General features: G+C 73.3%; 28 protein-coding genes and 1 other RNA gene. 6 read left to right on the forward strand and 23 right to left on the reverse strand.

Features of this window, described 5'->3' with window-relative positions; all coding sequences use genetic code 11:
- Positions 1-136: 136 nt before the first annotated feature.
- The 4 genes from GV155_RS13930 to GV155_RS13945 all read right to left on the reverse strand — a co-directional run bounded on the left by GV155_RS13930 (position 137) and on the right by GV155_RS13945 (position 4,043).
- Positions 137-907, reverse strand: coding sequence for an SDR family NAD(P)-dependent oxidoreductase (locus GV155_RS13930; protein WP_160008857.1), 771 nt, complete (start codon positions 905-907; stop codon positions 137-139).
- Between the two features lie 91 nt (positions 908-998).
- Positions 999-1,433, reverse strand: coding sequence for an HIT family protein (locus GV155_RS13935; RefSeq protein WP_160008859.1), 435 nt, complete (start codon positions 1,431-1,433; stop codon positions 999-1,001).
- Positions 1,430-2,842 (reverse strand): M15 family metallopeptidase, encoded by a 1,413-nt coding sequence (locus GV155_RS13940; protein WP_160008861.1) that lies wholly within the window; start codon positions 2,840-2,842, stop codon positions 1,430-1,432. The genes GV155_RS13935 and GV155_RS13940 overlap by 4 nt, the downstream gene beginning before the upstream one ends.
- A 40-nt stretch (positions 2,843-2,882) precedes the next feature.
- Positions 2,883-4,043, reverse strand: a complete 1,161-nt coding sequence (locus GV155_RS13945; protein WP_160008863.1) for a glycerophosphodiester phosphodiesterase — start codon at positions 4,041-4,043, stop codon at positions 2,883-2,885.
- 66 nt (positions 4,044-4,109) lie between these two features.
- On the opposite strand from GV155_RS13945, the gene GV155_RS13950 reads away from it, so the two are divergent.
- Positions 4,110-4,424 (forward strand): putative quinol monooxygenase, encoded by a 315-nt coding sequence (locus tag GV155_RS13950; RefSeq protein ID WP_160008865.1) that lies wholly within the window; start codon positions 4,110-4,112, stop codon positions 4,422-4,424.
- 17 nt (positions 4,425-4,441) lie between these two features.
- On the opposite strand, the gene GV155_RS13955 is transcribed toward GV155_RS13950, so the two are convergent.
- The 6 genes from GV155_RS13955 to GV155_RS13980 form a co-directional block, all read right to left on the reverse strand.
- Positions 4,442-4,870, reverse strand: coding sequence for a VOC family protein (locus GV155_RS13955; RefSeq protein ID WP_160008867.1), 429 nt, complete (start codon positions 4,868-4,870; stop codon positions 4,442-4,444).
- A 35-nt stretch (positions 4,871-4,905) separates the two neighbouring features.
- Positions 4,906-5,226 carry a hypothetical protein gene (locus GV155_RS13960; RefSeq protein ID WP_160008869.1) on the reverse strand — a complete coding sequence of 107 codons (321 nt, stop codon included), beginning with the start codon at positions 5,224-5,226 and terminating at the stop codon, positions 4,906-4,908.
- A 65-nt stretch (positions 5,227-5,291) separates the two neighbouring features.
- Positions 5,292-6,584 (reverse strand): acyl-CoA dehydrogenase family protein, encoded by a 1,293-nt coding sequence (locus tag GV155_RS13965; RefSeq protein WP_201300172.1) that lies wholly within the window; start codon positions 6,582-6,584, stop codon positions 5,292-5,294.
- A complete protein-coding gene (phaZ, locus tag GV155_RS13970) occupies positions 6,577-7,443 on the reverse strand; it encodes a poly(3-hydroxyalkanoate) depolymerase (RefSeq protein WP_160008873.1) in 867 nt (288 codons plus the stop codon). Before phaZ ends, GV155_RS13965 begins: the two co-directional genes overlap by 8 nt.
- A complete protein-coding gene (locus GV155_RS13975) occupies positions 7,433-9,151 on the reverse strand; it encodes a PHA/PHB synthase family protein (protein ID WP_160008875.1) in 1,719 nt (572 codons plus the stop codon). The genes phaZ and GV155_RS13975 overlap by 11 nt, the downstream gene beginning before the upstream one ends.
- The gene (locus tag GV155_RS13980; RefSeq protein ID WP_160008877.1) at positions 9,148-10,647 is read right to left on the reverse strand and encodes a long-chain-fatty-acid--CoA ligase; all 1,500 of its coding nucleotides are present in this window, start codon (positions 10,645-10,647) and stop codon (positions 9,148-9,150) included. Before GV155_RS13980 ends, GV155_RS13975 begins: the two co-directional genes overlap by 4 nt.
- Positions 10,648-10,758: 111 nt before the next feature.
- Between GV155_RS13980 and GV155_RS13985 the strand changes: the two genes are divergently transcribed.
- The 4 genes from GV155_RS13985 to GV155_RS14000 are packed head-to-tail and all read left to right on the forward strand — an operon-like array spanning position 10,759 to position 13,781.
- Positions 10,759-11,589: a class I SAM-dependent methyltransferase gene (locus GV155_RS13985; protein WP_160008879.1), complete on the forward strand. Its 831-nt coding sequence runs from the start codon at positions 10,759-10,761 to the stop codon at positions 11,587-11,589.
- Positions 11,586-12,485: a DUF3626 domain-containing protein gene (locus GV155_RS13990; protein WP_160008881.1), complete on the forward strand. Its 900-nt coding sequence runs from the start codon at positions 11,586-11,588 to the stop codon at positions 12,483-12,485. The genes GV155_RS13985 and GV155_RS13990 overlap by 4 nt, the downstream gene beginning before the upstream one ends.
- A 7-nt stretch (positions 12,486-12,492) precedes the next feature.
- Positions 12,493-13,218, forward strand: coding sequence for a transporter substrate-binding domain-containing protein (locus GV155_RS13995; protein ID WP_160008883.1), 726 nt, complete (start codon positions 12,493-12,495; stop codon positions 13,216-13,218).
- Entirely contained in the window at positions 13,215-13,781 is a 567-nt protein-coding gene (locus tag GV155_RS14000) for an AAA family ATPase (protein WP_160008885.1), read from the forward strand. The genes GV155_RS13995 and GV155_RS14000 overlap by 4 nt, the downstream gene beginning before the upstream one ends.
- A gap of 135 nt (positions 13,782-13,916) precedes the next feature.
- On the opposite strand, the gene ssrA is transcribed toward GV155_RS14000, so the two are convergent.
- The 6 genes from ssrA to ftsE all read right to left on the reverse strand — a co-directional run bounded on the left by ssrA (position 13,917) and on the right by ftsE (position 18,943).
- Positions 13,917-14,286: a transfer-messenger RNA gene (ssrA, locus tag GV155_RS14005) on the reverse strand.
- Positions 14,287-14,355: 69 nt separating this feature from the next.
- The gene (locus tag GV155_RS14010; protein WP_236554329.1) at positions 14,356-15,411 is read right to left on the reverse strand and encodes an amidohydrolase family protein; all 1,056 of its coding nucleotides are present in this window, start codon (positions 15,409-15,411) and stop codon (positions 14,356-14,358) included.
- Between the two features lie 5 nt (positions 15,412-15,416).
- Entirely contained in the window at positions 15,417-15,896 is a 480-nt protein-coding gene (smpB, locus tag GV155_RS14015) for an SsrA-binding protein SmpB (RefSeq protein ID WP_160008887.1), read from the reverse strand.
- Positions 15,897-15,944: 48 nt separating this feature from the next.
- On the reverse strand, positions 15,945-17,219 hold the full coding sequence (locus tag GV155_RS14020; RefSeq protein WP_160008889.1) for a M23 family metallopeptidase: 1,275 nt from the start codon (positions 17,217-17,219) through the stop codon (positions 15,945-15,947).
- A gap of 57 nt (positions 17,220-17,276) precedes the next feature.
- Positions 17,277-18,188, reverse strand: a complete 912-nt coding sequence (ftsX, locus tag GV155_RS14025; RefSeq protein WP_160008891.1) for a permease-like cell division protein FtsX — start codon at positions 18,186-18,188, stop codon at positions 17,277-17,279.
- Between the two features lie 65 nt (positions 18,189-18,253).
- Positions 18,254-18,943 carry a cell division ATP-binding protein FtsE gene (gene ftsE, locus GV155_RS14030; protein WP_160008893.1) on the reverse strand — a complete coding sequence of 230 codons (690 nt, stop codon included), beginning with the start codon at positions 18,941-18,943 and terminating at the stop codon, positions 18,254-18,256.
- Positions 18,944-19,029: 86 nt separating this feature from the next.
- On the opposite strand from ftsE, the gene GV155_RS14035 reads away from it, so the two are divergent.
- Complete coding sequence (locus tag GV155_RS14035) at positions 19,030-19,728, forward strand: hypothetical protein (protein ID WP_160008895.1); 699 nt, start codon at positions 19,030-19,032, stop codon at positions 19,726-19,728.
- A 1-nt stretch (position 19,729) separates the two neighbouring features.
- Here the strand turns inward: GV155_RS14035 and prfB are convergent, their stop codons facing one another.
- The 7 genes from prfB to GV155_RS14070 are packed head-to-tail and all read right to left on the reverse strand — an operon-like array spanning position 19,730 to position 24,085.
- Complete coding sequence (prfB, locus tag GV155_RS14040) at positions 19,730-20,845, reverse strand: peptide chain release factor 2 (RefSeq protein ID WP_160008897.1); 1,116 nt, start codon at positions 20,843-20,845, stop codon at positions 19,730-19,732.
- Between the two features lie 35 nt (positions 20,846-20,880).
- Positions 20,881-21,984: an NAD(P)H-binding protein gene (locus GV155_RS14045; RefSeq protein ID WP_160008899.1), complete on the reverse strand. Its 1,104-nt coding sequence runs from the start codon at positions 21,982-21,984 to the stop codon at positions 20,881-20,883.
- A gap of 40 nt (positions 21,985-22,024) precedes the next feature.
- The gene (locus GV155_RS14050; protein ID WP_160008901.1) at positions 22,025-22,561 is read right to left on the reverse strand and encodes a CAP domain-containing protein; all 537 of its coding nucleotides are present in this window, start codon (positions 22,559-22,561) and stop codon (positions 22,025-22,027) included.
- 10 nt (positions 22,562-22,571) lie between these two features.
- Positions 22,572-23,033, reverse strand: coding sequence for a pilus assembly protein TadG-related protein (locus GV155_RS14055; RefSeq protein ID WP_160008903.1), 462 nt, complete (start codon positions 23,031-23,033; stop codon positions 22,572-22,574).
- Positions 23,030-23,482, reverse strand: coding sequence for a hypothetical protein (locus GV155_RS14060; protein ID WP_160008905.1), 453 nt, complete (start codon positions 23,480-23,482; stop codon positions 23,030-23,032). The genes GV155_RS14055 and GV155_RS14060 overlap by 4 nt, the downstream gene beginning before the upstream one ends.
- A complete protein-coding gene (locus GV155_RS14065; protein WP_236554330.1) occupies positions 23,479-23,871 on the reverse strand; it encodes a TadE/TadG family type IV pilus assembly protein in 393 nt (130 codons plus the stop codon). The genes GV155_RS14060 and GV155_RS14065 overlap by 4 nt, the downstream gene beginning before the upstream one ends.
- A 10-nt stretch (positions 23,872-23,881) precedes the next feature.
- Complete coding sequence (locus tag GV155_RS14070; RefSeq protein ID WP_160008907.1) at positions 23,882-24,085, reverse strand: hypothetical protein; 204 nt, start codon at positions 24,083-24,085, stop codon at positions 23,882-23,884.
- Between the last annotated feature and the right edge of the window lie 44 nt (positions 24,086-24,129).

Below are 24,129 nucleotides of genomic sequence, written 5' to 3' on the forward strand. Positions count from 1 at the left end.
CGGGGGGCTCCGATCGGGTGGGGCGGGTCAGCCACCCCAGTGTGACCCGGCACCGGCCGAGCGCGCGCAGGCGCGCCCGGGCCGGTGCCAGGTGGGGCCGGGACGGGGGCCCGGCAGGCCCGACGACCGGTCGGGGTCAGCTGACGAGCTTGGCGCCGCCGTCGACGTAGATCGTCTGGCCGGTGATGTAGGAGGACTCGTCGCTGCACAGGAAGGCGACGGCCGCGGCGATGTCCTCGGGGAACCCGACGCGCTTGACCGGGTTGCGGTCGGCCGCGGCGGCGCGGAAGTCCTCGACGCTCATGCCGACGCGCGTGGCCGTGGCGTCGGTCATCTCCGAGGCGATGAAGCCGGGGGCGACGGCGTTGGCGTTCACGCCGTAGCGGCCGAGCTCGATGCCGAGGGTGCGCACGAAGCCCTGGATGCCCATCTTGGCGGCCGAGTAGTTGGCCTGGCCCCGGTTGCCGAGCGCCGAGACGCTGGACAGGCAGACGACCTTGCCGTACTTCTGCTCCACGAAGTGCGCCTGGGCGGCCTTCGTCATCAGGAACGCGCCCTTGAGGTGCACGTTCATCACCAGGTCCCAGTCCAGCTCGGACATCTTGAACAGCAGGTTGTCGCGGGTGATGCCGGCGTTGTTGACCAGGATGTGCAGCCCGCCGAGCTCGGCGACCGTCCGGGCCACCGCGGCGTCGACGGCGGCGGCGTCGCTGACGTCGCACCCGATCCCGACCGCGCTGGCGCCCTCGACCAGCGGCAGCCGGCCGGCCGCCTCGACGGCGGCGGCCTCGTCGAGGTCGACGATCGCGACCGAGGCGCCCTCCTCGGCGAAGCGGACGGCGGTGCCGAACCCGATCCCGCGGGCGGCTCCGGTGACGACGGCGACGCGCCCGTCGAATCGACCCATGATGTTCTCCTCCTGGTGCTGGGGGGCCCAGCTGGTGCTCCAGCCGGTGACGGGCGAGGTGACTGATCGGTAACCTCGACCGCGTCCGACCCTAGTCCCCGGCCCCGACCGGGCCGGCGAGGGTCTCGCGGAGCCGGGCGGCGTACGTCGGGGCCTCGCCGTCCTCGTACCGGGTCCGGGGCCAGAAGAACCCCCGCAGCCCGTCGCCCTTCGTGCGGGGCACGACGTGCAGGTGCAGGTGGGGCACCGACTGGCTGACGGTGTTGTTCATCGCCACGAAGCTGCCCTGCGCCCCGAGCCCGTCGACGACCGCGGTCGCCAGCCGCTGGGCGGCCTCCAGGAACGGGTCCCGCAGCGCCGCCGGCAGGTCGGGCAGCGTCGCGACGTGCGTGCGGGGCACCAGCAGCACGTGGCCCTTGAACACCGGGCGCCGGTCGAGGAAGCCGACCAGGTGGGGCTCGTCGAGCACCACGTCGGCCGGGGACTCCCCCGCCACCACCGCGCAGAAGACGCAGCCAGGGGTCACTCGCAGGCCACCGGTCCGCAGTCCGGCGTCGGCAGCGGCCGCGCCATCCCGGCCGGGCGGGCGTCGAAGTGGTGGTTGTCGCTGGTGCCGTAGGTCCAGCCCAGGCCGTGGGCCGCCAGCGTCGAGACCACCGGGTGCCGCGAGGAGCGCCAGGCCACCCGCGGGTGGGTGCGCGACTGCCACCAGGTGTTGGGCACGAGCCCGGTCGCCGAGCGGTACGGGTTCTCCCACGGGTTGATGTCGACCGACCGTCCGTACGAGTGCGGCGAGCGGACGCCGGGGCGGTTGACCACGTCGCGGCAGTTGAACGCGGAGGTGTTGTCGGCCGCCATCGAGGCGTGGTCGTCGGCACCGCGCACGCGCGCGGACCAGCCGAACCGGTCGACGCGGTACATCGCGCGAATCGGCAGCTTCTTGGCGTACATCGCGCCCAGGGCGCCCGCGACCCGGCCGGCGACGTCGGCGTTGAGGACCATCTCGCCGCGGCGGCGGTAGCCGGTGAAGTCCCAGTAGTTGACCCGCAGCAGCCGCAGCGAGGCCCGGCCGACGGGGCAGCCGGCGTGCCAGCTGCGACCGGTCATCTGGCCCCACACGCCGTCGGGGATGCGGGTCACGACCGGGTTGGCGCCGTCGCCCACGGCGCGGGGCTGCGACGGCAGGTCGATCCGCGGCCGGGGAGCCCCGGCCGGCAGGCGGACCGGCTCGCCCGGCGGCAGGTTGTCGACGGCGAGGACCCCGCTGCGGTCGGCACGCACCCAGACCTGGCCCGCGCCGCGCGCCTTCCACCGGGTGTCGACGCGCGGGGCGATCTCCAGCGAGACGTTGCCGTTCTCGCCCGTCGTGAGACGGCGGGCCGTGCGCCACGTCCCGCCGGCGTCGCGGCGCATCAGCACCACGCGGCCGGGGACGCCCTCGCCCTGCCGGGTGCGCCACTGGACCTGCAGGGTGGCGCTGCGCTCGTCGACCACGGAGTCCGGACCGAGGACCCGGAGCACGCTGTGCCGCCTGCGCAGCGTCACCTCCGTGGGCCCGGAGGCGGCCGCGGCCCGGACGGCGTCGCCGGCGTACGACGCCCGGAAGGCGTTGGTGCGCGGGGTGCGGTCCAGCACCTCCTCCAGCACGGCCTCCCCGCCCGCACCGGTGGTCAGCGTGGCGACCTCGCGCCAGTCGTCGGCGGTGCGGCGCTCCACGACGACGGGGGCGTCGGCGACCGGGGCGCCGGCGTCGTCGAGGAGGGTCGCCCGCAGCGTCGTGGCGGTGCCGGCGTAGGCCCGGCTGCCGCTCAGCGTGAGCGTCGTCGGCACCGGGTCCGCTGCGGCGGCCGGTGCGGCGGCGGCGCCCAGGGGGCCGGCGAGGGCCGCGACCAGCGCGGCGACGAGCAGGGACGTGCGGCGGGGGCGGGTCGTCACCGCAGCAGTGTGCCGCGTGCGACCCGCCCCCGGGGGGAGATCAGCGTGCGGCGACCCAGTTGTCGCGGGCGAAGACCGCGGAGTCCGGGTGGTCGGCGAAGACCGCGTCCACGCCGGCGTCGAGGAAGTCGGCCACCTCGGCGAAGACGTCGCCCTTGGCGTCCGGGCCCTCACCGCTGCGGTACTCGGTGGCCATGAACTGGTTCTCGTCGCGGATCGTGTAGACCACCACGCGCAGGCCCTGGCGGTGCGCCTTGCGCGGCAGCGCGGTCGGCTCGGCGCTCGAGCCGTCCTCCTGCCGCGGGATGACCATGGTCTTCTCCGGGCCGATCCAGTCGGCGTACGCCGCGACGCCGCGCAGCCCGGCGCGGGTGGTGAGGTCGGCGTAGGTCACGCCGGTCTCCTTCACCTGCTGGTCCCAGGGCGCACCGGTGGGGCTCATCAGCTGCTCGAGCGGGAGCTCGGTACGCCGGTCGAGCTGGCGTAGGTTGCTGACCTCGAAGGACTGGATCAAGATCCTTGACCGCTTGCCGTCCAGCCCGGCCTGGCGCAGGTCGCGCAGCATCGGCTCCTCGGGCGACAGGTCGAGGGAGTCGAAGTAGGTCGGGTGCTTGGTCTCGGGCGCGACACCGATCGTGCGGCCGGTCTCGCGGGAGAGCTTCTTGGCCAGGGCGAGGACCTCGTCGAAGGTCGGCACCCGGAAGCGACCGTCGTAGCGGGTGTTGTCGGGACGCACCGCCGGCAGCCGCTCGGTGGCGCGCAGGGTGCGCAGCTCGGCGAGGGTGAAGTCCTCGGTGAACCAGCCGTCGTACTCCACCCCGTCGATGGACTTGACCGTGCGCCGGTCGGCGAACTCCGGGTGCTCCTCGACGTCGGTGGTCTCGTTGATGAAGCTCTCGTGCCGGGCCACCAGGACACCGTCCTTGGTGGGCACGAGGTCGGGCTCGATGTAGTCGGCGCCGAGCTGCACGGCCAGGCGGTAAGCCGCCAGCGTGTGCTCGGGGCGGTAGCCCGAGGCGCCGCGGTGGCCGACGACCAGCGGCCGGGAGAGCTGCTCGATCCCGCGGCCGGGGCCCTCGGAGGGCGCCTGGCTGGCGGCGGGCGCCGCCGCCTGGGCCGGCGGGGCCAGCAGCGTGGCTGCCAGGGACAGCGGGACGAGCGGGAGCAGGAGCGCGCCGAGCGCACGGGTCCGAGAGGTCATGGTCCGATGAAACCTCGTCGAGGTGGACACGTGATGAACGACACGCACCCGGCGTACCCTCCGCACATGACCGAGAGCAGCGCGACCTCCGCCACCCTGCACGTGGTGGCCACCATCCCGATCCGCGCCGACGGCGTGGAGCTGGCCCGCACGGCCCTGGCCGAGCTGGCCACCGCGACGCAGGCCGAGGAGGGCTGCCTGTCCTATGCCGCGTACGAGTCCGGCGCGGCGCCGGGCCTGTTCGTCACCGTCGAGGAGTGGCGCGCCCAGGCCGACCTGGACCAGCACATGACCACGCCGCACATCGCGCGGGCGTTCGAGGTGCTGGGCCCGCACCTGGAGGGGGAGGTCGCGATCCACCCCCTCCAGCCGCTGGGCTGAGACTCAGATCCGGGCGGTCAGATCGGGGCGGTGAGCTCGAGGTTGATGTCGTCGGGGTCCTGGAAGGACAGGATCGCCAGGCCGGCGCCCTCCATGTCGATGATGTCGCCGTGCGCGATGCCGAGCTCGTCGAGGCCCTTGACGGCCGCCTCGAGGTCGTCGCGGGAGTCGACGGTGAAGCTGACGTGGTCGAGGCCGGTGGTGGTCGAGTCGAAGGTCTGCCCGCCGACCGGGCGCAGCCCGAAGAGGGCGCCGGACGGCGTGAGGTAGATGGTGCCGGCGTAGAACTTCTGCGGGTCCTCGGTGGCACCGGGCTCGTTGACCTCGTGGGACATGTCGATCTGCGCCGGCCACCCGAAGACGTCGTCGTAGAACTTCTTCGAGCGGGCGATGTCGGTGACGGTGAGCCGCACGTGGGCGTACCCGTTGCTGTTGATGATGGCCATGGCCCCATGCCTACCCGCACCGCCCGGGTGAGCGCTCACCCCGAGCGCAGCCGCGCGAGCACCACGTCGGCGTCGACCTCGCCGGGGTCCAGCACGACGGTGCGCCCGGCGCCGACCGCCGCGACCAGCGTGGTCGTGGCCGCTCCCCCGCCGGCGACGACGAGCAGGTCGGCCCCGCCGAGGTCGCGAGCACGCGCCGCCAGCAGCGCCACGTCGACCTCGTCGTCGACGGCACCCTGGACCGCCCAGGCAGCCACCCGGCCCTGCCGCACCAGCGTGGCGGTGCGCTCGGCGGCGGCGAGGTCCGGGTCGGCGCACAGCACCGCGGCGCCGGCCCGCGACAGCGCGACGGCCACCTCGTGGCCGGGCGACCCGCCGGCCCCGGTGACCAGGGCCAGCAGGTAGCGCAGCTCGAGCCGGCTCAGACGAAGGCGCTCTCGCCGGTGATCGCGCGGCCCACGATGAGGGTGTTGATCTCGCGGGTGCCCTCGTAGGAGTAGATCGCCTCGGCGTCCGCGACGAACCGGCCGACGTGGTGCTCGAGCAGGATGCCGTTGCCGCCGAGGACCTCGCGCGCCCAGCCGACGGTCTCGCGCATCTTGGCCGTGGCCTGCGCCTTGCACAGGCTGGCGTGCTCGTCGCGCAGCAGCCCGGCGTCCTGGAGCTGGGAGGCCCGGGTGTTCATCGCGGTGGCGGCGGTGACGTGGCCGAGCATCTTGACCAGGAGGTCCTGGACGAGCTGGAAGGAGGCGATCGGGCGGCCGAACTGCTCGCGCGCCTTGGTGTAGCGCAGGGCGTGCTCGAAGGCACCCCGCGCACAGCCGGCGGCCTGCCAGGCCACGCCCATCCGGGTCACGCGCAGCACGTCGGCGGTGCTGCGGAAGCTCTCGGCCTTCTGCAGCCGGTTCTCCTCGGGCACCCGGACGTCGCGCAGGTGGACCTCGGCGTTCTGGACCACGCGGAGCGCGATCTTGTCCTCCTGCTTGTCGAAGGTCATCCCCTCGGTGTCCTTCTCGACCACGAAGCCCTTGACCTGGCCGTCGTCCTCGTCGCGCGCCCAGATGATGACGAGGTCGGCGAAGGCGGCGTTGCCGATCCACTTCTTCTCCCCGTTGAGCACCCAGCCGTCGCCGTCCCGGCGTGCCGAGGTGGCCAGGCCGGCGGAGATCGCGGAGCCGACGTCGGGCTCGGTCAGGCCGAAGGCGCCGATCAGCTCCATCCGGGCCATCGCCGGCAGCCAGCGCTCGCGCTGCTCGTCGGAGCCGCAGAGCTGGATGGAGCCCATCGCCAGCCCGCCGTGGACCCCCATGAAGGTGCCGATGGACGGGTCGACGCGGGCCAGCTCCATGGCGACCATGCCGTCGACGAGCGCACCGCGGGCGGGGCAGCCGGGCCCGTCGTAGGCCAGGCCGGCGATGCCGAGGTCGGCGATGCCGGGCACGAGCTCGTGCGGGAAGGCCGCGCGGGTCCAGTAGTCGTTGATGACCGGCTCGACCTCGCGGTTCATGAACGCGCGGACCCGGCCGAGCAGGGCCCGGTCGTCGTCGGAGAGCAGCAGCTCGAAGCCCAGGAAGTCCGAGAACGGGGAGTCGGTGAGCTCGACGTCGGTCAGGTCGGGCGCGACCGGTGCCACCGACCCCGCGGGGCGGGCACCGGCGTCGGTGTCCGGGCCGGAGGTGGGGTCGCGGGGGTCGTCGGAGCGGGCGTCAGCCATGGGTCTCATTCTCGTCGAGGAAGGCGTCGACCACGGGCGCGAGCTGGTGGGCCTGGGTGATCAGGTCGAGGTGCCCGCCGCGGTAGACGTGGAGCCGGGCGCGCGGGATCAGCCGCGCCTGCAGCCGGGGGTTGGCGACCGGGATGATCGGGTCGTCGTCGCCGCCGAGGACCAGGGTCGGCTGCCGCAGCAGGCCCAGGAACGGCGTGCTGCTCCAGCCGGTCATCGCCAGCAGCTGGTAGTAGTAGCCGCGCTTGGGTCCGGCGCGGGTCGCGGCGTGCAGCAACGAGGCGCCGTGCGCCGGGTCGGTGCGCATGCTGCCGCCGTAGATGGTGCCGGCGACCTCGCGGGCGTACGCCGGGTCGCGGTGCCGACGGGGCGTCGACATGATGCGCAGCACCTTCGGCGAGGCCGGCACCATGAGCATGCCGGTGCCGGTGGCGACCAGCACCACGCGGCGGACCTTGCGCGGGGACTGCACGGCCAGCTGCTGGGCCAGGCCGCCGCCCCAGGAGATCCCCAGGACGTCGAAGCGTCGGTGCCCCAGGCGGCCCATCAGCGCGGTCACCCAGGACGAGAGGCCGGCGATGGTGTACGGCAGCGGCGGCAGCGCGGAGCCGCCGACGCCGGGGACGTCGAAGCGGACGACGCCGCGCTCGGGGTCGAGGTGGTCCACGAAGCCCTGGAGGCCCTCCAGGCTCAGCCCGATCCCGTTGCACAGCAGCAGCGGCGGGGCCTCGGTGTGGCGGCCGACGCCGGGTCGTACCGACACCCGGGCGGTGACGCCGCGCACCGTGATGTTGCGGACCCGGTCGGGGGCGGCCTGCGGCCGCTCGTCGGTCGTCGGCTCAGCGGTCATGGACGTAGGTCCCCGGAGCCTCGCAGAGGGGCTCGTGCTGCGCGGAGCCCAGTCGGCGGGGCTTGCCGCGCTCGTCGCCGCACCGCTCGGCCAGCCAGCCCGCGTAGTCGTCCCACCACGAGCCGGGCACCTGGTGCGCGCCGGCCAGCCAGTCCTGCGCCTCGGGCGGGTTCTGCTCGGCGGTGCGGAAGTTGGCCTTCGGGTTGCCCGGCGGGTTGACCATGGCGGCGATGTGGCCGCTGGTCGACAGCACGAACTTGCTGGTCCCGCCCAGCAGCTGGGTGGAGGCGTAGCAGGACTCCCACTGGCAGAGGTGGTCGGCGATGCCGGCCACGACGTAGCTGTCGGTGGTGACCTTCCCGAGGTCCACGGGCGTGTCGAGCATCGTGGCGGCGTTCGGCTCGACCAGGGCGTTGCGGAAGGCCAGGTCCATGAAGTCGCGGTGCATGCCCGCGCTCATCCGGACCGGGTCGGCGTTCCAGAACAGGATGTCGAACGCCTTCGGGGCGTGGCCCATCAGGTAGTTGTTGACCCAGTAGTTCCAGATCAGGTCGTTGGGCCGCAGCCACGCGAAGACCTCGGCCAGCACCCGGCCGTCGAGGTAGCCCTTCTCGGCCGAGGCCCGCGTGGAGGCGGCGGCGGCCTTGTGGGACAGCAGGGCGCTGGTGACGCCGGCGCGCTCCTGGTCCAGGACCGTGACCATCAGGCTGAAGGCGGCGACCCGGTCGAGCTTGCCGGTGGCCGCAAGGTGGCCCATCACCATCGAGGCGATCATCCCGCCCGAGCAGATGCCGAGCAGGGCGGTCTTGTCCTGGCGGCTGATCTGCTCGATGCCGTCGAGGGCGTCCAGGACGGCCTGGCCGTAGGTGTCGAGGTCCCACGCGGCGTGCCGGGCGTCGGGGTTGCGCCAGGAGATGCAGTAGACCTGCAGCCCGCTGCGCACGAGGTGCTCGATCATCGAGCGCTCCGCGGCGAGGTCCACGACGTAGTACTTGTTGATCGTCGGCGGGACGATGAGCAGCGGGACCTCGCGCACCTGGGGCGTCTGCGGCGAGTACTGGATGAGCTCGAAGACGTCGGTGCGCAGCACGACCGCCCCGGGGGTGACCGCGATGTCCTTGCCGACCTCGAAGGCGTCGGCCTCGACCATCGACGGCACGCGCGGTGCGGTGGCGAAGTCGCGCACGAGGCGCTTGCCGCCCTCCAGCAGGTTGCCGCCGCCGGTGTCGAGGGTGCGCTTGAGGACCTTGGGGTTGAGCGCGGGGTTGTTGGTCGGTGCCATCGCCTCGACCAGGTTGTCGGCCAGGAAGCCGATCCGGTGCCCGTCGCCCCAGTCGAGATCGGCGTCGTCGACCAGGCCGCGCACGGCCTGGCCCCAGGCCAGGTAGCCCTGCAGCGTCCGTCGGAACAGCGGGTTCTTGGCCCAGGCCTCGTCGGCCCAGCGGCGGTCCTTCGGCGCCGGGGCGAGCTCGGAGCGGCCGAGCCCGACCTTCGCCAGCTCGACGCCGAGCCCGGCGGTGCGGCCGACGACCTTGTGGGGGCGACGGGCCAGCCCGGCGGCGAACCGCACGCCGGACATGCCGGGCAGGAAGCGGCGGATCGGGCTGCGGCCGGCGTCGGCGAGCAGCAGGTCGAGCGGGGTGGAGAGCTCCTCGGCCAGGCTGCTGCCCTCGGCGGCCGCGGCCGCCTCCTCCTCGGTCGTGGTCATGACTGCTCCTCGGGGGCGGTGACCTCGCGGCGCAGGATCTTGCCGGTGGGGCCCTTGGGCAGGTCGTCGACGAGCCAGACCTTGCGGGGGTACTTGTAGGCGGCCAGGGCCTCCTTGGCGAAGGCCTGCAGCTCGTCCTCGGTGGCCGACTGCCCCTCCTTGAGGGCCACGGCGGCGCCGACCTCCTCACCGAGGTCGTCGTGCGGGAGGCCGATCACGGCCACCTCGGCGACGGCGTCGTGGCCGTACAGGACCTCCTCGACCTCGCGGGGGTAGACGTTGTAGCCGCCCCGGATGATGAGGTCCTTCTTGCGGTCGACGATGGTGAAGTAGCCCTCCTCGTCGACGGTGGCCATGTCGCCGGAGAGGAACCAGCCGTCCTGGATGGACTCGGCGGTGGCCTCCTCGCGACCCCAGTAGCCCTTCATCACGTTCTCGCCCTTGATCGCGATCTCGCCGACCTCGCCCTGGGCGACCTCCTGGCGCTCGTCGTCGACGACCTTCATCTCGACCCCGCGCACGGGCAGGCCGATGGTGCCGGGCTTGCGCTCCTTGCCGGGCTGGTTGAAGGAGGCGACCGGGGAGGTCTCGGAGAGCCCGTAGCCCTCGAGCACCATGCAGTCGAAGGTCTGCTCGAACTTCTTCATCACCTCGACCGGCATCGCCGAGCCGCCGGAGATGCAGGTGCGCAGGCTGGAGACGTCGTACGACTCCGCGTCGGGCGCGTGGAGCATCCCGGCGTACATCGTGGGGACGCCCTCGAAGACCGTGACCTGGTCGCGGCCGATGACCTCGAGCGCCTTGGTGGCGTCGAAGCGCGGGATCAGGGTGAGGCAGGAGCCGCTGCGCACGCTGGCGTTGAGCCCGCAGGTCAGCCCGAAGCAGTGGAAGAGCGGCAGGCACCCCATCACGACGTCCTCGGGACCGAGCTCGACGAGGGTCTCAGCGCTGGTGGCGGCGTTGCTGGTCATGTTGCCGTGCGTGAGCTCGGCGCCCTTGGGCTGGCCGGTCGTGCCGGAGGTGTAGAGCAGCACCATGGTGTCGTCGTCGTCGCGCTCGACGACCTCGTCGTCGGGCTCGAAGCCACCGAGCAGGCCGGTGAAGCCCTCGGGGTCGATGCTGACGCAGTCGATGCCGACCTCGGCCGCGGCCTTCGTGGCCTCCTCGGCCATCTGGTGCCAGGAGAAGACGATCGAGGCCCCGGAGTCCTCGAGGTAGTACTGCACCTCACGCGCCTTGAGCAGCGGGTTCATCGGCACCACCACGCAGCCGGCGGCCACGGCGCCGTAGAACAGCACCGGGAACGGCGGCACGTTCGGCAGCACCATCCCCACGCGGTCGCCCGGGCCGATCCCGCGGTCCTTGAGCATCGCCGTGACCCGGCGGGCTCCGTCGAGCAGGGTGTCGTAGTCGATCACGAGGTCGTCGAGCTTCACCGCCGGACGGCTCCCGTGCTCGGCGGCGGTGTCGGTCAGGGCCTGGGCCAGGTTGGTCACGGGGACCTCTCAGCGGATCGGGGACATCGTCCCGCTCAGACTAGGCCCCCTTGTGACACCGACCACAAGGGGTCGAAGGGGTGGCCCGCGGCCCTCGGTAGCCTCCGCGGCATGGCTGGCGGATGGTCGGGGGTGGCGCGGGCGTACGCCGCGACCTTCGCCGGGCTCTGCGCGGGCGCGCACGAGCCGCTGCTCGACGCGGCGCTGGTCGGGCCGGGCACCCGGGTGCTCGACGTCGGGTGCGGCCCCGGCGGGCTCGCCGCGGCCGCCACCGCGCGCGACGCGGACGTCACCGCCCTCGACCCGGACCCGGGGATGGTGGCGCTGGCCCGCTCGGCGGCGCCGACCGCGGCGGTCGAGGAGGGCGGCCTGCCCGACCTGCCGCTCGACGGGCTGCCGCACCGGGCCTACGACGCCGTCCTCGCCGCCTTCGTGCTGAACCACCTCCCGGACCCGCGGACGGGGCTGGCTGCGCTGGCCGGGGCCACGGCGCCCGGCGGGCGGGTCGCGGTGACGGTGTGGCCGTCGGGGGCCACGCCGCAGTCGCGGCTGTGGGAGCAGGTGGTGGCCGAGGCGGGAGCGGTGCCGCCGCCGGGGGTGCGCCTGGCGCCGGAGCTGGACTTCCCCCGCACGGTCGACGGCCTGGCCGCGGTCGTGGCCGGGTCGGGGCTCGCCGTCCTCGACGCCCGCCTGGTGGCGTGGACCCACGTCTGCGACCCGGGGATGGTCTGGGCGGGCGCCTCGGCCGGGATCGGCGGCCAGGGCGCGACGCTGCTCGCGCAGACGCCGGAGGTCCAGCGGCGGATGCGGGAGGCGTACGAGCGCCACGTCGCGGACCTGGTCGTCGACGGCCGCCTCCACCTCGCCACCACCGCCGTCCTCGTCACCGCCGAGATGACGCTCGCGGACAGCCGAGATGACGCTCGCGGCGCGTCGAGATGACGTTTCCGGACACCTCGAGCCCGTCGGTACGCGCGCTGGCGCACGTCGCGGCGAGGTCAAAGCCCGCCGCACCCCCGCTCGACCGCGGGCTGCGGGTGACGCTGAACCTCCACCCCGACCGCCGGGCCGTGCCGGGCGGACAGACCGTCCTCGAGTCCCTCGCCCACGACGGCGTCTACCGCTCCCAGTTCGAGACCGGGACCAGCAACGGTGGCCTCACCGCCCATCCCGGCGGAGACCGCTGGCGATGGGAGCAGAAGATCTTCGGTGGGGCGTACGACGCGGCGCCGGGCTCGGCGCGGCCCCGGTACGGCGCCCTCGACCACCCGGCGGGACCCGGACCCGGCGGAGCGCCGCGGTTCGGGTCGGCCTACCTGCGTCTTCGCGAGGCGGTCCTGGACCGTGCCACGTTCTGCTTCCCCGACTCGGCGCTGGACCCGACCGCTTTCGCCACCGCCACCCACTTCGACCTGTGGCCACTCGTCGACGCATGGGACGCGCGTCCGCTGACCGACGAGGTGGAGGCCGGTCCCGGCGGACGTCTCGACGGCTACGTCGAGGCCCAGGTGCACGGTCCGGTGCTGCTGGACGACGACGTCGAGGCGCTCGTCCTCGACCCCTGCTGGCGAGGCACCCCGACCGCACGACAGGCAGACCTGCTGGGGGTGCCCGTCGAGTGGCACGAGGGACGACGGCTGTCGGTCGAGGAGCTGGCTCGGCACCCGGCCTACCGCGGGCCCAGGACCGTGGAGGTCGGCCTCCGCGTCGCCCGGGACGGGCTCTTGGACGCCCGCGTGCTCGGGCAGGCGGTCGAGGCCGGCGTCGAGGACCCGCAGCAGCTCAAACGTCTCTGGCACCACGTCGCCCGGTGGGGCGTGGCTGCCGAACCGGGATGATGGGCCCATGACCTCACCCGAAGTGGCGGCCGTCGCCGCGGACCTCGCCCCGAGCGGCACGCTGCGCGCGTCGATCAACCTCGGCAACCCGGTGCTCGCCCACGGCACCCCTGAGGAGCCGGGCGGGGTGACCGTCGACCTGGCGCGCGCCCTCGGCGAGCGCCTTGGGCTGCCGGTCGACCTGCTCTGCTTCGATGCTGCCCGCAGGTCGCTCGAGGCGATGCAGGACGGACGCGCGGACCTGTGCTTCCTCGCCGTCGACCCGGCCCGCGCCGAGACCGTCGCCTTCACCGCGCCGTACGTGCTGATCGAGGGCGTCTACGTCGTCCCCGTCGACTCCCCCCTCGCCGGCGCCGACGAGGTCGACCACGCGGGCGTACGCGTCGGGGTCAAGCAGGGCTCCGCCTACGACCTCCACCTGACGCGCGCCCTCGAGCACGCCGAGATCGTCCGTGGCGCCGAGGGCACCACCGTCTACGTCGAGGAGTCGCTGGAGGTGGGCGCCGGCATCCGGCAGCCGGTCACCGCCTTCGTGGCCGACCACCCGGGCCACCGGCTGCTCGAGCCGGCCTTCATGCAGATCGAGCAGGCTGTCGGCACGACGCAGACCCGCACGGCGGCGACAGTCGACTTCCTGCGGACCTACGTCGAGGAGCAGAAGGCGAACGGCTTCGTCGCCGACGCGCTCGCCCGCGCCGGACGGGCGGACACCCAGGTCGCCCCGCCGGGGTGAGCCCTCACCGGTTGATCCACCTCAACGGTCCGCCCGGCGTGGGCAAGAGCGCGCTCGCGGCGCGGTACGCCGCCGACCACCCGGGCACCCTGAACTGCGAGATCGACGAGCTGCGCGGGTTCGTCGCAGGTGTCGAGGAGGACTTCGCCGGCGCCGGCGCGCTCATCAGGCCCGCCGCGGTGGCGATGATCTCGGCCTACCTCGAGCACAGCGGCGACGTGGTGCTCCCCCAGATGATCGCGAGCAGCGACGAGCTGGACAGGTTCCGTCGTGCGGCGACCGACCTCGGCTGCGCGCACGTGCACGTGGTGCTCACCGGCGACCCTGCCGACGTGGCCGCACGGTTCCGCGACCGGCCCACCGACCTGCTGCACCACCGGCTCGCAGCGAGGACCGTCGAGGCCGACGGCGGGGCGGCGGCGCTCGGGCGGTGGCAGGAGGCGATGGCCGGGCTGGTGGTGACTGAGCCGGGCACGATCCTGCTGCCCACGGCACCGGGGGACGTCGACGGGACGTACGCGGCCCTGCTCGCGGCCCTCCAGCCGATGGTCGACGAGGGCTGAGGGCGTGACCGGGCCCGGGAGGTCATCCGGACCGTGGACACGTCTGCTCGATCCGCATGACGTCCCGGCGAATGGTCCCCGTCCGGACGTGACGAAGGCCCCCGCCGGGGCGGGGGCCTTCTCAACAGAGGGCTGTCGTGGAGCTGGCGGGAATCGAACCCGCGTCCTCGAGCGTCGAACCAGGTCTTCTCCGGGTGCAGTCCGTGCTGTCGTTTTCTCGGCCCCGACGCTCGCACGAACACGTCGCCGACAGGCCCAGTCAGGTTTGAGTCCCGATCACCCGCCCTGACAGCAGGTGATCAGCAAGTCTCCTAGATGACGCCAGGTTCCGGGACGGAGACGGATGCCCGGTCTGACGCTTCGATCACTGCTCAGGCAGCGAGAGCGAAGGAACTGCGCTTAGAGTCGGCAGTTATAAGTTCCCAACGATCGTTTACGAGATGACGTTGGCTCCTCGACCCGCTTCCCCTGGGACGTACGTCCCAAGTCGAAACCGATCAGCCCCTCTTGAGTTGTGACTCCAGCATAGCCGCCCCACCCGGGGCCACGTCGACCTGATTGCGATGCGGCCCGCTCACCTGCTGCTGCCGACCCCGAACAGCGCCGCCCCGTTCTCCCAGCAGACCGCGCGCAGCCAGTCGTCGCCGAGACCGAGCCGCTCCAGGCTCTCCAGCTGGTGGGCGTAGGGGTAGGGGATCGTCGGGAAGTCGGTGCCCAGCAGGATCTTGCCGCCGAGGTCGCGCAGCGCGGGGACCAGGTGGTCGGGGAAGCGGCCGGCGGCCTCGTCGAAGAAGTCGGTGAAGACCATCGTGGTGTCCAGCCGCACCCGCTCGAAGCGCTCGGCGAGGGCGAAGAACCCGTCGTACTCCGGGGCTCCCATGTGGGCGACCACCACGGCCAGCCGCGGGAACCGCTCGAGGACCGCGCGCATCGGCTCCGGCCCGGTGAAGGCGTTCGCGACGGGGCCGGACCCCGCATGCACGACCACCGGCGTCCCCGCGTCCTCGAGCACGCCCCAGACGGGGTCGAGCAGGCGGTCGTCGAGGTGGAACTCGCCCACCTGCACGTGGACCTTGAACACCGCGATGCCGGCTCCGACCAGGTCGGCGACGTAGGCGCCGGCCTCCGGCTCGGGGAAGAACGTGCCGGACCACAGGCTCTCGGGCACCTCGCGCGCGAAGTCGCGTGCCCAGTCGTTGAGGAACCCCGCCACCCCGGGCTTGTGGGCGTAGGGCAACGTCGGGAACGCGCGGACGCCCATCGCCCGCAGCAGCGCGACCCGCTCCTCGACCGGGGCCCGGTAGCGGATCGGCCAGGGCCGCCCGATCTTCGGACCGGCCGCGTCGAAGACGGCGTACACGGCCTTCTCGATCGGCGGCGGCAGGAAGTGGGCGTGGACGTCGACCAGGCCCGGCAGGCCCAGACGTTCCCAGAACGCGCGGACCGGGGCGACGTCCTGGTCTCGTGACGCTCGCCGCGCTCGCTCCTCGACCACCGGGGGCTGCACTCGCTCCTCGACCACCGGGGGCTGCACTCGCTCCTCGACCACCGGGGGCTGCACTCGCTCCTCGACCACCGGGGACTGGGCTCGCTCCTCGACCACCGGGGGCTGCGCTCGCTCCTCGACCACCGGGGTCAGTCGTCCATCCCCTTGAGGCGACGCCCCAGGGCCTGGTCCTTCTCCCGGACGGCCTGCCGCTCCGCGAGCGCGTGCCGCTTGTCCCACGTCTTCTTGCCCTTGCCGAGCGCGATCTCGACCTTGGCGCGGCCGTTGAGGAAGTAGAGCGCCAGCGGGATGACCGTCAGGCCCTTCTCGCTCGCACGACGCTCGATCTTCTCGATCTCGCTGCGGTGCAGCAGCAGCTTGCGCTTGCGGCGGGCGGCGTGGTTGGTCCACGTTCCCTGCGTGTACTCCGGGATGTGCACCCCGTGCAGCCAGGCCTCGTCCCGCTCGATGTCGACGAAGCCGTCGACCAGCGAGGCGCGGCCCATCCGCAGCGACTTCACCTCGGTGCCCTGCAGCACCATCCCGGCCTCGAAGGTGTCCTCGATGAGGTAGTCGTGCCGCGCCTTCTTGTTCTGCGCGACCATCTGCCGCCCCGTCTCCTTGGCCATGCCCCCATCCTCCCAGGCACGGTCAATCCGGTTGCCCCGAGGTGGCCCCTACAGGTACTCCATCGGGTCGACGGCGGTGCCGTTCTCCAGCAGCGTGAAGTGCAGGTGGCAGCCCGTGGACCAGCCCGTGTCACCGACGTACCCGAGGGTCTGGCCCTGCGAGACCTGCTGGCCCACGCCGACGGTGTAGCTCGACGCGTGGTTGTAGACCGCGGTGAGGTTGACGCCGTTGACGTTGCCCAGCGAGACGTAGAGGCGGTTGCCGTAGACGTCGGAGGAGTAGCTGGAGATGACGGTGCCGTCGGCCATGGCCGACAGCGGGGCGCCACAGCCGGGGGCGAAGTCGGTGCCGTCGTGCAGGCCGTAGTAGCCGTAGATCGGGTGCGTGCGGTACCCGTACGGCGAGGTGACGGGCCCGCCGGAGGGCATCGTGAAGAGGCCCGTCGTCTCGCCGGTGTAGCCGGTCCCGGCCCGCTCGGCGGCGCGCTGGGCGGCGAGGATCTTCTCGCGGACGTCGGCCTCCTGGCGCTCGAGCTGCACCAGCGCCTTCTGGTCCTTGGCCCGGGCGGCCAGCGCGGCCTGCTTGGCCGACCGGTTGGTACGCACGAGCTCCAGCACCTGGTCGCGCGCGGTGACGGCGCGGTCGCGCAGCACCCGCATCCGCTCGACGGTGCGCGCGGCCTCGGCCTGCTGGGCGGCGACCAGGTCGGTGGCCTCGGACACCTCGGCCTCGGTGGCCTCGAGGCGGTCCTCGGCGGCCTGGACGTCGTCGTACGCCGTGGTCTGGCGCCCCACGATGAGCTGCTCGGCCTGCTGCTCGGCCTCGATGTCCTCCAGCGAGCCGGCGGACAGGAAGGACGACAGCGTCCGCAGACCGGGGTCGCCCGCGCCCTGGTAGATCGAGGTGATCGTGTCGGTGGCCTCGTTGCGGGTCTCGACGACCTCGAGCCGACCGACGATCAGTGCGGCCTCCGCCGCGGCCAGGCGCTCCTCGGAGGCAGCCAGCTCGACGCGCAGCTCGGCGTTGCGGTCCTCGGCCTCGGCGACCTCGCCCTCGAGGCGGGTCAGCCGCTCACGGGCGTCGGTGAGGCGGTCCGTGGCGGCGTCGAGCGCGGCGTTCGCCCGCTGGGCGCGGTCGCTGGCCTCGTCGATGCCGTTCCGCGTGGCCTCGATCCGGTCCTGGAGGTCCTGCTGCCGGTCCCGCAGGCCCTCGGCCGAGGCCGGGGACGTCGAGGACAGGGTCGTGCCCAGACCACACGTGAGCGCGGCAGCCAGGGTGGCTGCTGCGACACGGCGACCAGGAGCGCTGGGGAAGGAGCGCACGTGTTCCGCCTTCGGCGTTTCGGGGAAGAGAAGCGACTCGAAGGTAGAGCCTGAGGGTCAGACTTTGATGTATTTGCGGGTCAGCAGGAGTGTCGGCAGCAGCGTCAGCGCCGGCCCGAGGACGGCGACCACGACCACGGCGACGCCCCACTCGCTCCACCCCACCCACGGGATGAACGTCAGGTCCTGCGCGACACCGTCGGTGATGCCGAACTTCAGGAAGCTCGCCAGCGCCCCGGCGGCCAGCCCGACCCCGATCACCGCCGTCACCAGCGCCTCCATCAGGAACGGCAGCGCGATGTAGAGCGTGGACGCGCCGACCAGGCGCATGATGCCGATCTCCTTGCGCCGGGCGAAGGCCGCCAACCGGATCGTGTTGGCCACCAGCAGCAGCGCCGCGGCCACCAGCAGCGCCGCGGTCCCCCAGGCCGCGATCGTCAGCACGTCGATGGAGTCGAGGATCGGGCCGACCGAGTCGCGCAGGTCCTGGACCTGCGACACCCCGTCCAGGCCGGTCACGGCGCTGGTCACGCCCGCGAACTCGTTGGGGTCCTGCAGCGTGATCCGCACCGACTGCGCCATGTCCTCCTCGGTCAGCAGGGGGTTCGGGCCCGAAAACGTCTCCTCGCCGTAGAGCTCCTTGACCTTCTCGAAGGCCTCCGCCTTGCTCTCCAGCTGGTAGCCGGAGACCTCGGGGTTGTCGGCGACCGTGGTCACGACCTGGTCCAGCTGCGGGTCGGTGACCTCGGACTGGCAGGCCGGGTTCTCGTCGCCGTCGCGGCACAGGTAGACGGTGATCTGGAGCTGGTTGCCCCACTGCTCGGTCGCGCGGTCGGCCTGCTGGGCCAGCAGCGTCCCGAGCCCGACGAGGGTGAGCGAGACGAAGAGGGTCAGCACGACGGCGATGTGCATCGAGACGTTGCGACGCAGCCCCTGACGGAGCTCGGTGAAGATGTAGCGCAGCTGCATGAGGGGGGTGGCTCCTGGGTCTGGCGGGGGCGGTGCGGGATCCGTCGGGGTACGGCCGGGGCGGCTCAGCCCGCGGCGCCGTACCCGCCCTCGACCTGGTCGCGGAGGAGGCGGCCGCCACCGAGCTCGACCACGCGCTTGCGCATGTGGTCGACCACGCCGGAGTCGTGGGTGGCCATGACGACGGTGGTGCCGGTCTGGTTGATCCGTTCCAGCAGCTTCATGACCTCCACCGAGCTGGTGGGGTCGAGGTTGCCGGTCGGCTCGTCGGCGATCAGGATCATCGGTCGGTTGACGAAGGCCCGGGCGATCGCCACCCGCTGCTGCTCGCCGCCGGAGAGCTCGTCGGGCAGCCGGTCGCCCTTGCCGGACAGGCCGACCAGCTCGAGGGTCTCCGGGACGACCTGACGGATCTCGCTGCGCGACTTGCCGATCACCTGCAGGGCGAAGGCGACGTTCTCCGAGACGTTCTTGTTCTGCAGCAGGCGGAAGTCCTGGAAGACCGTCCCGATCTGGCGGCGCAGCCGCGGGACCTTCCAGCCAGCGAGGCGGTTGATCTCCTTGCCGGCGACGTAGACGCGCCCCGACGTGGGCCGGGTCTCGCGCAGCACCAGGCGCAGGGCGGTGGACTTCCCGGAGCCCGAGGCACCGACCAGGAAGACGAACTCGCCCTTCTCGATGTCGACGGTGACCCCGTCGAGGGCAGGCGCTCCCGGGCCGGGGTAGGTCTTGGTGACCTTCTCGAATCGAATCACGTAGATCGAATATAGGTGCTAGGACCAGCCCCGCGGGGACCCCGGCCGCGCGGTGCGGCCCCGGCCCGACCCGTAGGCTTCCGGCCGTGCTTCCCACCGACCCCGTCCGCCGCCGCCGCGTCGGCCTGGCGCTGGTCGGCGTCCTGGTGCTCGTCGTCGTGGTCGCGCTGGTCGGCGTCACCCTCGGCCGGGGCGGCGACGACGACGCGGGTGGCGGGTCCGCCGCCCCCTCCCCCACCGACACCGGCACGCCGCTCGAGGACGTCGACACGACCACGCTCACGGTCGCCCGCGAGCCGTTCTGCGAGGCCGTGGAACCGGCCTCGGTGCTGCGCGCGCTGGCGCTGACGACCGAGGACACCGACCGGGTCGACGCCGTGGCCTGGGAGAACGGTCAGAAGACCGCGCTCGAGCCCGGTCTGCGCGACGTCGCCCACGAGCACGGCTGCTCCTGGCAGGGCCCCGGCGGCGTCCGCGCCCGGGCCTGGGTGTTCGCGCCGCCGACCACGGTCGCCGAGGCCCGCGCCCTGCGCTCCTCGACGACCGGGACCGAGGGCTGCTCGCCCGCGGCGGGCGCCCCGGCGTACGGGACCCCGACGGTGGCCGCCGACTGCCAGGACGGGCCCCGCCGGGAGCAGGTGCTGGCCGGGCTGTTCGGCGACGCGTGGCTCACCTGCACCCTGGCCGCGCCGCGTTCCGGCGACGAGGCCCCGACCCGCGAGGAGCTCGCGGCCCGGGCCTCGACCTGGTGCGCGGCCGTGGCCGGGGCGGCGTCCTCCGGGTAGCTCAGGCGTCGGCGACGACGGCGCCGCGGCGCCAGCGGATGCCGGCCTCGAGGAAGCCGTCGAGGTCGCCGTCGAGGACCTGGCTGGGGTTGCCGGCCTCGAAGCCCGTGCGCAGGTCCTTGACGACCTGGTACGGGTTCAGCACGTAGTTGCGCATCTGGTCGCCCCAGCTGGCCTGGGCGTCGCCGCGCATGCCGTCGAGGTGCGCCTTCTCCTCGGCCTTCTTGCGGGCCAGCAGCTTGGCCTTGAGCACCACCATGGCGCTGGCCTTGTTCTGCAGCTGGCTCTTCTCGTTCTGGCAGGACACGACGGTGCCGGTCGGCAGGTGCGTCAGGCGCACGGCGGAGTCGGTCGTGTTGACCGACTGGCCGCCGGGACCGCCGGAGCGGTAGACGTCGACGCGGATCTCCTCGTCGGGCACGTCGATCTCGTCGGTCTGCTCGAGCACCGGCACGACCTCGACCGCGGCGAAGGAGGTCTGGCGGCGGCCCTGGTTGTCGAAGGGGCTGATCCGGACCAGGCGGTGGGTGCCGGCCTCGACCGAGAGCGTGCCGTAGGTGTAGGGCGCGTGGACGGCGAAGGTGGCCGACTTGAGCCCGGCCTCCTCGGCGTAGGAGGTCTCGAAGACCTCGACCGGGTACTTGTGCTGCTCGGCCCAGCGCGTGTACATCCGCATCAGCATCTCGGCGAAGTCGGCGGCGTCGACCCCGCCCGCGCCGGAGCGGATGGTGACCAGGGCCTCGCGGACGTCGTACTCGCCCGAGAGCAGGGTGCGGACCTCGAGGGACTCGACGGCGTCGCGGACCTTGCCGAGCTCGCGCTCGGCCTCGGCCATCGAGTCGGCGTCGCCCTCCTCCTGGCCGAGCTCGACGAGCGCGCCGAGGTCCTCGATCCGGGCGTTGAGCTCGTCGAACCGGTCGACCTGGCCCTGCAGGTGGGAGAGCTGGCCGGTCACACGGGTGGCGTTGGCCTGGTCGTCCCAGAGGTCGGGCGCGGCGACCTGCTCACCGAGGTCACGGATCTCGCGGCGCATGTCGTCGATGTCGAGCGCCTGCTCGATGGTCCGCATCGTCGCGGTGAGGGTCTTGAACGCAGAGTCGAAGTCGGGGCCAGCCACGTCAGGGGACTCTACCCGCGCCGCAGCGCGCCGGTTCAGCCGAGCAGGCGCGCCAGTCGGCGGGCGGGGTTGAGACCGGTGGCCGCACCCGCGCGCACCACGGCGGGCACCGGCAGGGACAGCCCGGTGAGCTTCTCGAGCAGCAGCCGCCGGTCGGTCCAGGCGGCGTCACCGTCGAGGAGCGCCTCGGCCGGACGGCCGGTGCCGCCGGGGCGGTCGGGGTGCAGCGACTGCTCGACCGCGACGGCCAGCGGCGTCTGCGCGGTGGGCAGCACCCAGTGCCGGTCGGGCGCACAGACCATGTCGTGGCGCAGGCTCTCGACCAGCGAGGCGACCGTCGAGGACGGCGCGGTGAGCAGCAGCGGGGCCGCCCGGGCCACCAGCGCGGTGGGGACCAGGGGGATGCGGAGGCGTACGCGGAAGAGCCCGGCGGCGGCGCAGAACATGGCCAGGAAGTCGGTGTAGCGCAGGATGTCGGGCCCGCCGACGTCGACCGAGCCCTCGATCTCGTCGTGCTCCAGGGCGTGGACCAGCATCGTGAGGGTGTCGCTGACCGCGATCGGCTGCACCTCATGGTCGAGCCAGGTCGGGACGGGCTGCACCAGCAGCAGCGAGGAGATCTGGCGGATGATCTCGAAGGAGGTCGACCCGGCCCCGACGACGACGCCGGCGCGCATGGACAGCGTCGAGCAGGAGGCCCCGTCGAGGATCTCCTCGACCTCCAGGCGCGAGGACAGGTGGGCCGAGAGGTGCTCCCGGGCGATGTCGGGGACCAGGCCGGACAGGTAGACGACCCGCTCCACACCGGCCTCGTCGACGGCCTCGCGCATGGCGTGGGCGGCGACGCGGTCGCGGTCGGTGAAGTCGGCGCGGTCCAGGCCGTGCACGAGGTAGCAGACGGCGTCGACGCCCTCGACCGCCGCGCGCACGTCGGCCGGCTCGGTGGCCTGCATGACCCGCCACTCCACCCGGTCCTCCCAGGGGAAGGCGCCCGGCTTGGGCGGGGAGGACGCGGTCGCGACCACGGTGTGGCCGCGGTCGAGCAGGGCGGGGACGAGGCGGGAGCCGACGTACCCCCGGGCGCCCGTCACCAGGATCGTGCGGGGGCTCTCGGGAAGCGGGGCGGGGTTCTGGCTCACGGTCGCGACGGTAGCCGTGGGACGCGGCCCGGCCGGGTGGTCAGGCGCGGCGTCCGAAGACCTGGGCGGCGTACCAGGTGCCGTCGCCGTCCTTCGCGGCGGCGACGGCGACACGGCGGAAGGTCGGGTTGAGGATGTTGGCGCGGTGGCCCTCGGAGCCCATCCAGCCGCGGACGACCGCGCGGCCGGAGGTGTAGCCGACCGCGACGTTCTCCCCGACGGCGTTCATCCCGCAGTCCCGCAGCACCGGGCCGAGGTCCTGGTGGAACATCCGCTCCTGCTGGGCCATGTCGCGGGCGTGGGAGCGCGCCTTGCGCTGCAGGCAGGCCTGGCCGTGCAGGCGGGCACGGTCGTGGTCGGCGCGGGCGGCGTTGGTGGCCGTCACGGCGGCACGGGCGTACCGGTCGGCGGGCGCGGCGTCGGCGGCCGGCGTGGCAGCGAGCAGGCCGGCGGTGAGGGCCGTGGTCAGCGCGGAGGCGGCGAGGAGGGGGCGGAGGGGTGGGGGGCATGGGACGACCGTAGGACGGGGGCGGCCCGTCGACGTGTGGATCAGGTGCACCGGGTAGAGGCGATCCACACATCGAGCCTCAGTCCTCCGGGTCGACCACCGCCGACCCCGTCGAGCCGACGGACGGGGCGGCGGGTGCGCCGGGGAAGTCCAGCGGCAGGTCCAGCGGGGCGCTGAGCCGCACGGTGACGGTGGTGGCGTCGACGGAGACGACGTAGGCCAGGCCGGGATAGCGACCTCGGGCACCGACCTGGTCGAGGTACGCCCCCACCGCCTGCCGGGCGCGGTCGGCGGTGACCTCGAGGCTGCCCTCGACCGGCACGCCCTGGGTGTAGACCTCCTCGCCCTCCGCGGCGAGGTCGGCGCCCTGGAGCGCGGCACCGTCGGCGAGGGTGTCGAGGCCCTGGCGCTGGACGTAGGCCGCGGTGGAGTCGACCGCGACCGCGATCACCAGCAGCAGGATCGTGGCGAAGCCGATCACCATCACGATCGTCGCGCCCCGCTCGTCACCGCCGCGGGTCGCCGTGGGCCGGAGCCTCATCCGACCTCCTGGAACTGCCCGACCGGGACGGTGTGGGTGGCGTCGAGGCCGAACGACGGTCGGCCCGAGCCGAGCACGTCGGGCAGCAGCGGCAGCGCGACCTCGGAGGCGACGTGGACGGTGATGACCGAGGTGCCGGCGTGGCAGTCGTCGGGGTACGGCTGGCAGGTCACCGTCACCTCCATCGGCGCGTCCGCCATCCCCTGGTCGGCCAGCGCCTGCCGGGCCGCGGCGCTGGCCCGCTCGGCGCCGGTCGCGTCGTCGGGAGCCAGGGCGTACGCCCGCCCGGCCGCCCGGGCGGCCGCCAACGTCCCGAAGGCCCCGGCCTGCACCTCCCCGATCGAGACCACCACCCAGATCAGCGGGAGCAGCAGGAGCGTGCCGAGCCAGACCAGCTCGACCATGGCGTTCCCCCGGTCGTCCGCCCTCCTCGTCACGGGCCGGGTCACGGCAGCTCCTCGACCGCACGCCCGCTGACCGTGAGCCCGACGGACGGCCCGAGCAGGCCCAGCGCCGGCACCTCGGCGCTGACCACGACCTCGACCCCGGGAGCGCCCCCGACGGTCGTCGGCCGGGCGCGGACGTCGCGGGCGTACCTCGCGGCCAGCGCGCCGTCGATCTGGCGGCGGGTCAGGGCCACGCCGTCCTCAGGGCCGCGGTCGACGGTGGCGGCGTACCGGGCCCCCTCCGAAGCGGCTGCGGCCAGCGTGTTGCGGACCAGCATCACCAGGGCCACCTGGACCACGCCGAGCACCATCGGCACGAGCACGACCAGCACCAGGACGAAGTCGACGACCGCGGAGCCGCGCTCGCGCCCTCCCCGACGACGTCGCAGCACCGGCCCGGGCCTACCGCACCGAGCTGAGCGCGTTGCGCAGCATCTGCGACAGCTCGGTGCGCAGCAGCGGGGTCAGCACGGCCACCACCCCGGCGGACATCACCGTGACCATCACCCAGCCGGGGACGTCCCCGCGCTCGTCGCGCCCCCGTCCCGGCTGCGGCGCCACGAGCGCGAGGTGGAGCCGGACCAGGAGCAGCAGGATCGGTGTCATCGGAGTTCCTCTGGGTGGGGGTCGGGTGGTGGGGTCAGGTGGTG

Origin of the sequence: Nocardioides sp. AX2bis (assembly GCF_902506435.1) — a bacterium.
Classification (GTDB): Bacteria; Actinomycetota; Actinomycetes; order Propionibacteriales; family Nocardioidaceae; genus Nocardioides.

What these genes read in the sequence shown, in the direction of transcription:
- GV155_RS13930 (WP_160008857.1), bottom strand. Translation starts at nt 907, where the DNA reads ATGGGTCGATTCGACGGGCGCGTCGCCGTCGTCACCGGAGCCGCCCGC.
- GV155_RS13945 (WP_160008863.1), bottom strand. Translation starts at nt 4,043, where the DNA reads ATGACCTCTCGGACCCGTGCGCTCGGCGCGCTCCTGCTCCCGCTCGTC.
- GV155_RS13965 (WP_201300172.1), bottom strand. Translation starts at nt 6,584, where the DNA reads ATGGCTGACGCCCGCTCCGACGACCCCCGCGACCCCACCTCCGGCCCG.
- phaZ (WP_160008873.1), bottom strand. Translation starts at nt 7,443, where the DNA reads ATGACCGCTGAGCCGACGACCGACGAGCGGCCGCAGGCCGCCCCCGAC.
- GV155_RS14055 (WP_160008903.1), bottom strand. Translation starts at nt 23,033, where the DNA reads ATGAGGCTCCGGCCCACGGCGACCCGCGGCGGTGACGAGCGGGGCGCG.
- GV155_RS13990 (WP_160008881.1), top strand. Translation starts at nt 11,586, where the DNA reads ATGACGTTTCCGGACACCTCGAGCCCGTCGGTACGCGCGCTGGCGCAC.
- smpB (WP_160008887.1), bottom strand. Translation starts at nt 15,896, where the DNA reads ATGGCCAAGGAGACGGGGCGGCAGATGGTCGCGCAGAACAAGAAGGCG.
- ftsX (WP_160008891.1), bottom strand. Translation starts at nt 18,188, where the DNA reads ATGCAGCTGCGCTACATCTTCACCGAGCTCCGTCAGGGGCTGCGTCGC.
- GV155_RS13985 (WP_160008879.1), top strand. Translation starts at nt 10,759, where the DNA reads ATGGCTGGCGGATGGTCGGGGGTGGCGCGGGCGTACGCCGCGACCTTC.
- GV155_RS13950 (WP_160008865.1), top strand. Translation starts at nt 4,110, where the DNA reads ATGACCGAGAGCAGCGCGACCTCCGCCACCCTGCACGTGGTGGCCACC.
- GV155_RS14070 (WP_160008907.1), bottom strand. Translation starts at nt 24,085, where the DNA reads ATGACACCGATCCTGCTGCTCCTGGTCCGGCTCCACCTCGCGCTCGTG.
- GV155_RS13955 (WP_160008867.1), bottom strand. Translation starts at nt 4,870, where the DNA reads ATGGCCATCATCAACAGCAACGGGTACGCCCACGTGCGGCTCACCGTC.
- GV155_RS13995 (WP_160008883.1), top strand. Translation starts at nt 12,493, where the DNA reads ATGACCTCACCCGAAGTGGCGGCCGTCGCCGCGGACCTCGCCCCGAGC.
- GV155_RS13975 (WP_160008875.1), bottom strand. Translation starts at nt 9,151, where the DNA reads ATGACCACGACCGAGGAGGAGGCGGCCGCGGCCGCCGAGGGCAGCAGC.